Below are 12,392 nucleotides of genomic sequence, written 5' to 3'. Positions count from 1 at the left end.
TCCTTGAACTGGCGAATCTGTGGGGAACAACACTCCGGGCAAGCCTACGCCCGAGCCCGGGGCGGACGCTGACTGCGACCCGACGGTACGCCGACTTGTCGCCGTCTTCGAGTACGGCCGGCGGGGGCGTATCGTTCGCGCCGATGGCCGACAACATTGCCCGGGTCTTCGCCGACGCGATCGCGACCGACCCGACCCGACCGCTGCTGACCTGGTACGACGACGCCACCGGCGAGCGGACCGAACTCTCCGGCGCGACCCTGGCGAACTGGGTGGCCAAGACGGCCAACCTGCTCGTCGACGGGCTCGGCCTCGGGCCGGGCGACACGGCCGGGGTGCTGCTCCCGCCGCACTGGCAGACCGCCGCCGTGCTGCTCGGGTGCTGGTCGGCCGGCCTCGCGGTGGTCGATTCCCCGGGCGACGCGGACGTCCTCTTCGTGGCGGCCGGGCGGCTGGCCGAGGCGGACGGGACGCCGGCCGGGGACCGCTACGTCCTCGCCCTGGACCCGTTCGCCCTGCCGATGCGGCAGGTGCCGCCGGGGTTCGCCGACTTCGTGTCGGAGGTCCGGGTGCACGGCGACCACTTCACCCCGTACGCCGGGCCCGGGCCGGACGACGCGGCGCTGCTGGGCCGCGCGGGCGCCCGCGCGGCGGAGCACGGCATCGCCCCCGGCGCCCGCGCCCTGATCGACGTCGACGCCCTGCCCGACCCGGTCGACTGGCTCCTGGCCCCACTGGCCGGCCAAGCGTCGATGGTCCTCTGCGCGCACACCGACCCCGCTCGCCGGACCGCCCGCGCGGAAACGGAACGCACCACCCTGACGCTCCCCTGACCCTGACCCCGCTCGTCCGCGATCTTGCACTTTTCGGCCCGCGGTTCGGGCGGAAGGTCCGTTTCGTCGGGCAGAAGGTGCAAGATCGACGGGGCGCGGGGGCGGTCGGGTGGGTCAGGCCGGGGTGGACTCCTGGTGGGGGGCGCGGCGCTGGGCGAGGGCGGCGAACGCCGACAGGGACTCCGGGTTGGCCAGGGCGCCCTTGGCCGCCGCCGAGTCCACCGGGGTGCCGGTGAGGATCTTCTTCACCGGCACCTCCAGCTTCTTCGCCGACAGGGTCCGCGGCACGGCGCGGACCTGGTGGATCTCGTCCGGGACGTGCCGCGGCGACAGGGCGGTACGCAGCTCCCGGCAGATCTTCTTCCGCAGCGCGTCGTCCAGCTCCAGCCCCTCGGCGAGCACCACGAACAGCAGCAGCTCGCCGGCGCCGCCCTCGTCGTCCTCCAGGTGCACCACCACCGAGTCGACGACCTCGTCCAGCCCCTCGACGACCGAGTAGAACTCGGCGGTGCCCAGCCGCACGCCGCCCCGGTTTAGGGTGGCGTCGGAGCGGCCCGTGATCACGCAGCCGCCCCGGTCGTTGATCGTGATCCAGTCGCCGTGCCGCCAGACGCCCGGATAGAGGTCGAAGTACGCCTCCCGGTAGCGGGCGCCGTCCGGGTCGTTCCAGAAGCCCACCGGCATGCTCGGCATCGGCTCGGTGATCACCAGCTCGCCCAGCTCGCCGATCACCGGGGTGCCGTCGGCCGAGCGGGCCTCCACCTTGGCGCCCAGCGCCCGGCAGGTGATCTCCCCGGCGTGCACCGCCAGCAGCGGCACCCCGCCCACGAATCCGGTGCAGACGTCCGTGCCGCCAGAGAGCGACTGGAGCTGGAGGTCGTCGCCGACCGTCTCGTACACCCAGGTGAAGCCCTCGGCGGGCAGCGGCGCGCCGGTCGAGCCGACCCCGCGCAGCGCGGACAGGTCGGCGATCTCCTTCGGCACCAGCCCCGCCTTGCGGCAGGCCAGCAGGAACGGCGCGGACGTGCCGAAGTACGTGGTGCCGGTCTCCTCCGCCAGCCGCCACAGCGCGCCCAGGTCGGGGTGGCCCGGGTTGCCGTCGAACAGCACGATCGCGGCGCCCACCGCCGGCCCGGAGACGAGGAAGTTCCACATCATCCAGCCGGTGGTGGTGAACCAGAAGAACCGGTCCGCCGGGCCCAGGTCGTGGTGCAGGGCCAGCATCTTCAGGTGCTCCAGCAGGATGCCGCCGTGGCCGTGCACGATCGGCTTGGGCAGCCCGGTGGTGCCGGAGGAGTAGAGCACGTAGAGCGGGTGGTCGAAGGCGACCGGGGTGAAGGTCAGCGGCTCGTCGGTCTCGGCGGCCAGGTCGGACCAGGCGAGGGCGCCCTCGGGCGGCGGGCCGGCCGGGTCGAGGTAGGCGATGCCGACGGTGTGTGCCAGCGACGGCAGGGCGGCCCGGATCGCGGCCACCTCGCCGCGCCGGTCCACCGGCTTCTCGCCGTAGCGGTAGCCGTCGACGGCGACGAGGACCTTCGGCTCGATCTGCTGCCAACGGTCGGTGACGCTGCGGGTGTCGAACTCGGGGGCGCAGGAGGAGAAGATCGCACCCAGGCTGCTGGTGGCCAGCAGCAGCACGTACGTCTCGGGGATGTTCGGCGCGTACGCGGCCACCCGGTCGCCGGCGGTGACGCCGAGCCGGCGCAGCCCGGCCGCCACCCGGCGGACCTGCTCGCGCAGCCCGGCGGCGGTGAGGGTGACCGGCGCCCGGGTCTGGCCGTGGGCGATCACCACCGGGTCGTCGTCGGCCCGGCCGGGCATCCGCAGCACGTTCTCGGCGTAGTTGAGGGTGGCGCCGGGGAACCAGCGGGCGCCGGGCATCCCCCGGCCGGTCAGCGTGGCGGTCGGCGGGGTGTGGGCGACCACCTCGAAGTGGTCCCAGACCGACCGCCAGAACGCCTCCAGGTCGGTGACCGACCAGCGCCACAGCTCGTCGTAGTCGGCGAAGTCCACGCCCCGGTGCTCACGCAGCCAGCGCAGGTAGTTCCCGATCCGGGACCGCTCGCGTACGTCCGCCGGCGGCGTCCACAGCACGTCACCCACTGCTCCACCCTCCCCCTGGCCCCGCACGACACTGTGAAATGGGCCGTGGCGCCATCTTGCCCTACCTCGAAGCGCCATTCTCCGCACCCGGCCCCCGGCGGCGCACGTGCGGAGCCCACATGCCCCACCGTCACCCTGTGTGGGCCAGGTGTAAGGGAGGGCACCTTCCTAACGTCTGCGGTAGAGGAAGGGTCCCTTCCTCACAACTCAGCCGGCGCGGTGGGCCTGGATGGCGCGGCGGCGGGCGAGGCGGTGCGCCCGGCGGATCTCCGCCTCCCGGAACCGCCGCTCGTCATCCTGGGTCTCCGGCAGCACCGGCCGGACCGCCCGTGGCGCGCCGCCGACGTCGACGCCCACGAAGACGAGGTACGCCGTGGCCACCCGGACCGGCTCGTCCTCGGCCGAGTCCCACCGCTCGGCCACCACCCGCACGCCCACCTCCATCGAGGTCTGCCCCGTCCAGTTCACCTGGGCGTGCGCGTGCACCAGGTCGCCGACCCGGACCGCCTCGGCGAAGACGATCTCGTCGATGGCCGCGGTGACCGCCGTGCCGCCGCTGTGCCGGGCGGCCGCCGCGCCCGCCACGTCGTCGATGAACTTCATCAGCACCCCGCCGTGCACGGTGCCGTAGAGATTGACGTCGACGGCGGTCATGATCCGACTCAGGGTGACCCGGGAGTACGAGGTCGGCTTACCGGCCGGCGCGGTGGAGGGGTGCTCGGTCATGTCGGAAACGGTACGGTGCGCGGATGCGACATCTCTGGAGCTTCCTCGCCGGGCTGGTGGTGGCACCCATCACGTGGGTGCTGGTCGCCCTCGGACAGGACGGGTCGGCGGGCACCGTCGACCGTTGGGTCGAGATCGGCACGTCCAACTCGGCCAATCTCATCGAGCCCGCCGTCTACCTGGCCGTCGGCGGGATCCTGCTCGGCCTGCTCGGCACGCTGCGCATCTCACCGCTCGGCCCGCTGGTGGCCGGGCTGCTGCTCGCCGCCCCGTACGCGGGGATGTTCGCCGCGCCCTTCCAGGTGCGGGACCGCATTCCGGAGGGCTGGAAGGTCTTCGGCGACCCCCTGCCGCTGCACGAGCCCGTGGAGAACGGCACCCTCTTCCTGATCGGGCTGCTGCTGATCATGGCGACGTTCAGCGGGCAGCGCTGGCGCCGGTGGCCGCGTCCGGCCGTCGAGCCGGCACCGGAGCCCGCGACCGGCCCGGAGCGGAACGACTTCACCCTGACCGACTGGCCTTCGGCCGACTCGACCGACCAGGACACCGCCCCGCTGACCCTGGGCTACCCGGACCCGACGCCGACGGAGCCGCTGCCCCGCCGCACCGGCGGCGAGTCGCCGTGGTCGGCGCCACCCCGCACGGGCAACCGACCGGAGGACACGACCGAGATCCGGTGACACCTTCGGGCGGGCCGGGAGACCGGCCCGCCCGACGACCGGTCAGCCCTTGAGGAGCTGGCGGGCCATCACGATGCGCTGCACCTGGTTGGTGCCCTCGTAGATCTGGGTGATCTTGGCGTCCCGCATCATCCGCTCGACCGGGTAGTCCCGGGTGTAGCCGTAGCCGCCGAGCAGTTGCACCGCGTCGGTGGTGATCTCCATGGCCGCGTCCGAGGCGAAGCACTTGGCCGCCGCGCCGAAGTAGGTCAGGTCGGCGTCGCCGCGCTCCGACTTGCCGGCGGCGGCGTACGTCAACTGCCGGGCCGCCTCCAGCTTCATGCCCATGTCGGCGAGCATGAACTGGACGCCCTGGAACTCGGCCACCGCCTTGCCGAACTGCTTGCGCTCCTGCACGTACCCCTTGGCGTAGTCGAGCGCGCCCTGGGCGATGCCGAGCGCCTGCGCGGCGATGGTGACCCGGGTGTGGTCGAGGGTCCTCATCGCGGTGGCGAAGCCGGTGCCCTCGGCGCCGATCATGCGGTCCGCCGGGATCCTGACGTTGTCCAGGTAGACCTCGCGGGTCGGCGAGCCCTTGATGCCGAGCTTCTTCTCCGGGGCGCCGAAGCTGACCCCGGCGTCGGACTTCTCCACCACGAACGCGGAGATGCCCCGGGACCGGGCCGTCGGGTCGGTCACCGCGAAGACCGTGTAGAACTCCGAGACCCCGGCGTTGGTGATCCAACGCTTGACGCCGTTGAGCACCCAGTGGTCGCCGTCACGGACGGCCCGGGTGGTCATCGAGGCCGCGTCGCTGCCCGCCTCCGGCTCGGAGAGGCAGTAGGAGAACATCGCGTCGCCCGACGCGACCCGGGTCAGGTAGCGGCGCTTGAGTTCCTCCGAGCCCGCCAGCAGCAGCGGCATGGTGCCCAGCTTGTTGACCGCGGGAATCAGCGAGGACGATGCGCAGGCCCGCGCCACCTCCTCGATCACGATGGCCGTGGCCAGGGCGTCCGCGCCCGCGCCGCCGTACTCGACGGGGATGTGCGGGGCGTGGAAGTCCGCGGCGCGCAGCGCGTCGTAGGACGCCTTCGGGAACTCACCGGTCTCGTCCGCCTCGGCGGCGTGCGGGGCCACCTTGGCCGCACAGACCTCACGGACCGCCTCCCGGATCGCCTCGTGCTCCTCCGGCAACCGGTAGACGTCGAACGACTGCTCTGCGGCCATGTCGGCCCCTCCCCTTCACCGCTATCATGCGCAGTCTGTAGCGTCTCCTGACCGTCGACGGCGCAGACTGAAGGATAGCGACCAACCCCAGGCGATGTTACCGCCGCGTAGGCTATGGCACGACGAGCGTCGACGCCGCCCGGCGATGATGGAAGTGACAGGCATAGAGTCCCTCCGGTGCCCGCCAAGGCGCCGCAGCAGAACGCGACGCGACGACGCGACGCCAGCGCGAGCGGAGAAGACAGGCGTGACGATCCCGTACCCGAACAGCCAGCCGATGCCCGCCATCGCCGCGGTGACGCCCCCCTCGGGCGCGCAGCGGCCGCGGGTGACCTTCCTGGGCACCGGCTACCTCGGTGCGACGTACGCCATCTGCTACGCCGAACTCGGTTACGAGGTCCTCGGCTTCGACGTCGACGCCGACAAGATCGCCATGCTGAACGCCGGCGAGGTGCCGATCCACGAGCCGGGCCTGGACGAGCTGCTCAAGCGCAACCTGGCGGCCGGGCGGCTGCGGTTCAGCACGGACATCGCCGAGGTCGCCGACTTCGGTGACGTGCACTTCATCTGCGTCGGCACGCCGCAGATCGCCGACGGCATGGGCGCCGACCTGTCGTACGTCGAGGCGTCGGTCACCAGCCTGGCCCAGCACCTGACCCGCAAGGCGCTGATCGTCGGCAAGTCCACCGTGCCGGTCGGCACCGCCGAGTGGGTCGAGCAGCTCGTGAGCAAGCACACCCCCGCCGATCTGGGCGTCGAGGTGGCGTGGAGCCCCGAGTTCCTCCAGGAGGGCTTCGCCGTCGACGACGTGCTGCGGCCCAACCGGATCGTGGTCGGCGTCAAGAGCGAGTGGGCCAACGGCATGCTCTACGCCGCCCACAAGGGCGTCTTCGACCTGGCCGCCACGGAGGACCGCGAAGTGCCCCTGGTGGTCACCGACTTCGCGACCGCCGAGCTGGTCAAGGTCGCCGCGAACGCCTTCCTCGCCACCAAGATCTCCTTCATCAACGCGATGGCCGAGGTCTGCGAGGCCGCCGGCGGCGACGTCACCCACCTCGCCCGGGCCATCGGCTTCGACCCCCGCATCGGCAACCGGTTCCTCCAGGCCGGGCTCGGCTTCGGCGGCGCCTGCCTGCCCAAGGACATCCGGGCCTTCCAGGCCCGCGCCCAGGAGCTCGGCGCCGGGGAGGCGCTGCGCTTCCTGCACGAGGTCGACCTGATCAACATGCGCCGCCGGACCCGGGTCGTCCAGCTCGCCGCCGAGCTGCTCGGCCGCCGGTCCGGGCCGGCCGGGCCGGACCTGTCCGGCACCCGGATCGCCGTGCTCGGCGCGACCTTCAAGCCCAACACCGACGACGTACGCGACGCCCCGGCGCTCGCCGTCGCGTCGCTGCTGCGCAAGGCCGGCGCCGACGTGCACGTCTACGACCCGCAGGGCATGGAACGGGCCCGCGCGGTGGCCCCCGAGCTGACCTACGAGCCCGGCGTCAACGAGACCGTGACCGGCGCCGACCTCGTCTGCGTGCTCACCGAGTGGGCCGACTTCCGCAACGCCGACCCCGTCGCCCTCGGCGAGCTGGTCGCCGGCCGCCGGGTGGTGGACGGCCGCAACTGCCTGGACTCGGCACTGTGGACGCAGGCCGGCTGGGAGTACCGGGGCATGGGCCGCCCCTGACCTCCGACGACTGAGACGGCCGGCCGTGGAGCACGCTCCGCGACCGACCGTTCGCCGTCCGCGTGGACGATCTTTGCCCCGGACCCGCCGACAACTGTCGAAATCCGCGCCCGCATTGGGCATGCTGCCAAGGTGGGAGTCCACAGTGCGGGTGGAGGGGTGTCGTGGCGAGCTTTCAGTGCTCCTCGTGCGGCCGGGAGATCAAACCGGCCGTCAGCTGCCCGCACTGCGGCGCGCACCAGCCACAGTGGGTCGAGCACCTCGCGGAGATCGAGCGGTCCATCGCGGAGATGAAGGCCCGCGAGGCCGCCATCGCCAGCGAGCAGCGGCAGATCGCCGCCAAGATGCAGGCCGCGCTCTTCCAGCGGGACATCCTCGCGCACGCCGGTGAGGAACGCCTCAAGCAGGCCACCCGCCCCCGCCGCGTGCTGCGCCGCCGGCCCGGCCGCCGCCCGCCCACCGCCGCCACCGGCGCACCGCCCCGGGTGCCCCGGCAGGGCACCCCGCCCGGCCCGGAGGACCCGCCCCCGCCGCCGGGCGCCACCTGGCTCGACGCCGACGACCCGGAGCACCCGCCGGAGGCGTCCTCCCGCGAGGTGCAGAACATCCCCCTCGGGCTCGGCGCCCTGCTGCTCGGCGTCGCCGCGGTGGTCTTCGCCGCGGTGGCCACCAGCTCGATGGACGCGCTGGCCCGGCTGGGCGTCCTGCTGCTCGCGACCGTGCTGATGCTGCTCGCCCCGCCGGTGCTGGCGCGGCGCGGTCTCACCTCGACCGCCGAGACCATCTCCGCCGTCGGCCTGCTGCTGGTGCCGCTCGCCGGCTACGCACTGTGGGCGGTGGACCGGATCGGCAACGGCGGCGCCTCGGGCGCGGTCTTCGCCGGGGTGATCTTCGCCGTCACCGCCGGCGTCGCCTTCGGCTACGCGGGCTGGACGGGGCTGCGCGCGCCCCGGTTCGCCACCGTGCTCGCCGCCCAGCCGATGCTGCCGCTGTTCGCGTACGACCGGGTCACCGGCCCCGGCGGCTGGGCGCTGGTGCTGACCGTGGTGGCCGTGCTCGACCTCTGGCTGGCCCGGTCTTCGGTCACCGTGGAGCGGCCGGTCCGCCGGGACCTGCCCGAGCCGCCGGCCGCCCCCGCCGCGTCGGCGGCACCGGCCACGCCCCGCCAGCGTCCCGCCGAGGGCCGGCCGGAGGGGGCCCCGGAGGAGGCCGGCGAGGTGCTCGACGGCGGCCTGCCGGAGCAGGCGCCGGCCGCGGCCGCCCGTGCGGTGCCGTGGCTGCGCGAGCTGACCTGGACGCTGCACGGGGTGGCGGTCGCCGTCGCCCTCGCGTACGCCGTCTCCGCCCTGCTGCGCGCGACCACCGTGCCAGCCGCGACCGGGGCGGGGCTGGCGCTGCTGCTGGCCGCCGCCGTGGGCCTGGCCGGGACGCTGGTGCTGCGCCGGCCGCCGCTGCCCGACCTCGGCGCCGGGATCTTCACCCTGGCCGTGATCGGCGCGCTGAGCCGGATCGCCTCGGTGGCGCTGCCCGGCCGGGCGCTGCTGTTGATCGCGGCGGTCATCACCGTCACCGGGCTCGCCGTACGTGCGGTGCCGGAGGCCGCCCGGCGCGGGCCCCAGCTCGCCTCGGCGGTGGCGCTCACAGTCAGCGGGGTGGTCGTCGCCGGCGGGGCCCTGCGCGCCGGGGTCGCCCCCGTCCGCGCCGCGCTGCCGGCCTGGGCGGCCGACCTCGACCGCTACCCGGCCGAGCTGGCCGCCGCGGTCGGCCCGGCCGCCTGGCAGCTCGCCGCCAGCGCCTTCCTGCTGACCGTGGCCGCGGTGCTGGCCCTGCCGCCGGAGATCCGCCGGGAGTTCGCGGTGGTCGGCGCGGCGCTGACCGCGCTCGCCGTGCCGGCGTCGTTCGGCCTCGGGTGGGCGGTGGCGCCCTGGCCGATGGTGCTGACCGCGATCGGCATCGGGGTCGTCGGGCTCTCCGCCCGGACCGGACGGGCGGCGGTGGCGCACGCGGCCGCCGCGGCCGGCGTCGGGCTGTTCGGGGCGGGCGCCGCCCTGGCCCGGCCGGCGCTGACGACCGCGGCCCTGCTCGCGCTCTTCGCCGCCGGGGTGCTGGTCGCCGTGGCGCCCCGGATGCGGCTCGCCCCGGCCGCGGCCGACACCGTCTCGGCCTGGGCCGCCGGCGGCGCGGCGTTCGCGCTGCCGGGCGCGGTGGCCGCCTTCGTCGCCGCCACCGTGCCGACCGATCCGACGCCCACCCCGGCAAGCCTGCGCGAGGCCACCGTCCCGGTGCTGGCGGCCAGCTTCCTGGCGGTCTGCGTCACCCTCGGCTACGCCGCCATCGTGCAGGTGTCCCAGCGACACATCCCGGCGCCGCTGGCGGTGGGCACCGCCCTGGGGGCGGTCGTGGTCACCGCCGCCGCGTTCGGGGCCCCCGGCGCCACCGCCGCCGACGCCTGGGTCGGCGGGCTGCTCCTCGTCGCCGCCGCGATGGTGGTGTTCGCCGGCCCCATCGACGCGGGCCGGCGCTCGGACCTCTCCCTGGACGGCTCCGACCTCGCCGCCGCGGCGGTGACCGCCGCCCTGATCGCCACCCTCGCCCGGATCGCGGCGGTGCTCGCCCCCGGCGGCCAGCTCGCCGTCGCCGCCGGGCTGGTGCTGGTGGTCGCGGTGGCCGCCCGGGCGATGCCCGAGGAGTGGCGGCGCGGGCCGATCCTCGGCCTCGCCGTCGGCGGCGTGCTCATCGGCGTGCTGGCCGGCTGGAGCGCGCTGCGCGGCGGGCTGGGAGTGCTCGCCACCCCCGGCCCGATCTGGGCCGGCGACCTGACCGGCTGGCCGGCCGCGCCGACCGGTGGGTCGGCGTGGCAGGCGCCCGTCGCGCTGGCCCTGCTCGGCGTCGCCGCCGCGGTCCTGCTGCCGCCGCCCTGGAAGTACGACGTCTCGGGCGCGGCGGCCGTGCTCGCCACGATCGGCGCGCCGGCCGCGTTCGATCTGCCGTGGTGGTCGCCGGTCCTGGTCGGCGGCATGGTCGCCACGGTCTTCGGGATGGCCGCCGTGGCGGCGACCGACCCGCGCGCCGGGCTGTCCCGGGCGGTCGTGGCCGGCGTGGTGGCCCTGCACGCCGCCGGGGCCGGCCTGGTCCGGCCGTGGACCACCGCGCTGGCGCTGGGCAGCATCGCGCTGATCGGCGTGGTGGTGGCGGCGCTGGCCCGGACGCTGGCCGCGCCGCTGGTCGACGACATCGAGACCGAGGGGATGCCGCCGCACCTGGCGCAGATCGGGGGCGCCGCCGTCGGCGCCGCCCTGCTCGCGTCCCCGGGCGCGGTCGCGGCGCTGGCGGCCGAGTTCGGCCGCTCGCCGGAGGTGGTGCTCACCGCCGCGCTGGCCGCGTCCAGCCTGGGCCTGGCGGCGGTGGCCGCCGCCCGGCGGCAGATTCCGCAGTACCTGCCCTGGGCGAGCGCGGCGGTGGCCGGCGGCGCCACGGTGACGGCGCTGGCCGCCGTCCCCGCCGGCCTGCCCGTCGGGGTCTACGCCGCCGCCGCGGCCCTGCTCGGGGTGCTCGCCGAGCTGGTCCGCGGCGCGACCGAACCGCCGGCCGGCTCGGCCCAGCCGGTACGGCGCTGGTCGGTGCTGCTCGACGGGGCGCTGCGGCGGCTGCCGGACGACGGCACGCGGCGCTGGCGGGTCAGCCCGGCCGCCGGCGCCCTCGCCGTCGCCGCGCTGCCCACCGTGCTGGCGCTGGTGTCGATCGCGCCCGCCCTGGTCGTCGCCCTGGTCGAGCCGCACCGCAGCCTCGCCCGGGTCTGGCAGGGGCCACCGCCGGAGCTGCTCACCCCGCCACCCGACGCGGTCGACCCGACCCACGTGCTGACCGCGCTGCTGCTCACCGCGACCGCCGCGCTGGCCGCCACCGGGTTCAGCGGCGGCCGACGCTCCCGGGCGGTGCCGGTGGTGCTGCCCGGCGCGGCCGTGACCCTGCTGATCACCCCGGTCGCGCTGGGCAACGGCTGGCCGGCGAGCACCCTCGCGGCGCTGGCCGTGTTCACCATCTCGATGCTGGGCCTGGCGCTGACCCCGCCCCCGCCGCTGGTCGAGCCGGCCCGCTCGCTGCGGCTGACCCGGGTGCTGGTCTTCGCCATCGGGCTGGCGGCCGGGGGCGCGGGGCTGGCCGGCAGCCTCGCCACCCGGGAGCTGACGCTGTTCACGCTCGGCGGGGCGGTCGGCGTCGGCACGGTGGCGGCGCTGTTCGGCACCACCCAGCGGGCGCGCATCCTCGGCTGGCTCTTCGCCTCGCTGATGGCGCAGCTGTTCGTGCTCACCGCCGGGCTGGTGGCCGGGCTCGCGGCCGTCTGGTCCGCCTTCGGCGTGCTGGCGGTCGGCGCGGCCCTGCAGGTGTTCGCCGCGACCCTGCCCCGGCTCCGCCGTCCCGAGGCCCAGCGCGAGGCGGCCACCGTGGAGTGGAGCGGGCACGCGGCCGCCCTGATCGCCCTGGCCCTGGCCTTCGACTCGCCTCGGCACATCGCGGCGCTGCTGGCCGCCTGGGGTGCGGTCCTCGGCGTCGCGGCCACCCGGCCGGGGCGCCGGCCGGTGGAGCGGCGCATCCTGTTCTGGGCGGTGGTGGCCTGCGAGATCGCCGCCTGGTGGATCCTGATGCGGGTGGCCGACGTGGCGCTGCCGGAGGCGTACACGCTGCCCTTCGCGGCGCTCGCCCTGCTCGTCGGCGTGCTGGAGCTGCGGCACCGGCCCGACCTGAGCAGCTGGGTCGCGTACGGGCCGGCGCTGGTCGCCGCGTTCGTGCCGACCCTGGCGATCGTGCTGGCCACCGACTCCAGCACGCTGCGCCAGGTGCTGCTGCTGCTCGGGGCGGTCGCGGTGCTCATCTTCGGCTCGATGAGCCAGCAGCAGGCGCCGGTGATCGTCGGCGCCGCCGTCACCGCGATCGCGGCGGTGCACGCGCTGTTCAGTCTCGGGCCGTGGCTGGCGCTGATCCCGGTCGGGATCCTGCTGCTGGTGCTCGGCGCGAGCAACGAGCGCCGCCGCCGCGCCCAGGAGCGGTTGCAGACCGCCCTGCGCGGCATGCGGTGAGGCGGAGAGCCCGGCGGGCGGCACCGGGGCGGGACGCCGAGGCCGAGCCGAGGGCTGGGGCGCGGGCTCGCGCACCGGCGCGACGAGCGCC

The 12,392-nt window shown here is 75.3% G+C and carries 7 protein-coding genes; 4 read left to right on the top strand and 3 right to left on the bottom strand.

The genetic code is table 11. The features are described 5' to 3' along the window. Positions 1 to 143 precede the first annotated feature (143 nt). On the top strand, positions 144 to 833 hold the full coding sequence (locus tag ACFY23_RS05350; protein WP_350682591.1) for a TIGR03089 family protein: 690 nt from the start codon (positions 144 to 146) through the stop codon (positions 831 to 833). Positions 834 to 947: 114 nt separating this feature from the next. Here ACFY23_RS05350 and ACFY23_RS05345 read toward each other — a convergent pair whose 3' ends face one another. Both ACFY23_RS05345 and ACFY23_RS05340 read right to left on the bottom strand, forming a co-directional pair. Then, positions 948 to 2,936 carry an acetoacetate--CoA ligase gene (locus ACFY23_RS05345; protein WP_350818855.1) on the bottom strand — a complete coding sequence of 663 codons (1,989 nt, stop codon included), beginning with the start codon at positions 2,934 to 2,936 and terminating at the stop codon, positions 948 to 950. 207 nt (positions 2,937 to 3,143) lie between these two features. Continuing rightward, complete coding sequence (locus ACFY23_RS05340; protein WP_350682595.1) at positions 3,144 to 3,662, bottom strand: acyl-CoA thioesterase; 519 nt, start codon at positions 3,660 to 3,662, stop codon at positions 3,144 to 3,146. 23 nt (positions 3,663 to 3,685) lie between these two features. On the opposite strand from ACFY23_RS05340, the gene ACFY23_RS05335 reads away from it, so the two are divergent. Further along, a complete protein-coding gene (locus ACFY23_RS05335; RefSeq protein WP_350682597.1) occupies positions 3,686 to 4,342 on the top strand; it encodes a hypothetical protein in 657 nt (218 codons plus the stop codon). A 42-nt stretch (positions 4,343 to 4,384) separates the two neighbouring features. On the opposite strand, the gene ACFY23_RS05330 is transcribed toward ACFY23_RS05335, so the two are convergent. Beyond that, positions 4,385 to 5,548 (bottom strand): acyl-CoA dehydrogenase family protein, encoded by a 1,164-nt coding sequence (locus ACFY23_RS05330; protein WP_350682599.1) that lies wholly within the window; start codon positions 5,546 to 5,548, stop codon positions 4,385 to 4,387. A gap of 247 nt (positions 5,549 to 5,795) precedes the next feature. Here ACFY23_RS05330 and ACFY23_RS05325 point away from each other — a divergent pair, with 247 nt between their 5' ends. Together ACFY23_RS05325 and ACFY23_RS05320 are read left to right on the top strand one after the other, a co-directional pair. Continuing rightward, positions 5,796 to 7,223, top strand: a complete 1,428-nt coding sequence (locus ACFY23_RS05325) for a UDP-glucose/GDP-mannose dehydrogenase family protein (protein WP_350682601.1) — start codon at positions 5,796 to 5,798, stop codon at positions 7,221 to 7,223. Between the two features lie 164 nt (positions 7,224 to 7,387). Next, complete coding sequence (locus ACFY23_RS05320) at positions 7,388 to 12,301, top strand: SCO7613 C-terminal domain-containing membrane protein (RefSeq protein ID WP_350818856.1); 4,914 nt, start codon at positions 7,388 to 7,390, stop codon at positions 12,299 to 12,301. Positions 12,302 to 12,392 lie beyond the last annotated feature (91 nt).

The organism is Micromonospora sp. NPDC000121 (genome assembly GCF_042899165.1).
Lineage (GTDB): Bacteria > Actinomycetota > Actinomycetes > Mycobacteriales > Micromonosporaceae > Micromonospora.
This window is presented reverse-complemented; position numbering and strand designations above follow the sequence as displayed.

Bases quoted from the DNA above. Each gene is read 5' to 3' on its own strand.
- ACFY23_RS05330 (WP_350682599.1), bottom strand. From the start codon at position 5,548: ATGGCCGCAGAGCAGTCGTTCGACGTCTACCGGTTGCCGGAGGAGCAC.
- ACFY23_RS05335 (WP_350682597.1), top strand. From the start codon at position 3,686: ATGCGACATCTCTGGAGCTTCCTCGCCGGGCTGGTGGTGGCACCCATC.
- ACFY23_RS05340 (WP_350682595.1), bottom strand. From the start codon at position 3,662: ATGACCGAGCACCCCTCCACCGCGCCGGCCGGTAAGCCGACCTCGTAC.
- ACFY23_RS05350 (WP_350682591.1), top strand. From the start codon at position 144: ATGGCCGACAACATTGCCCGGGTCTTCGCCGACGCGATCGCGACCGAC.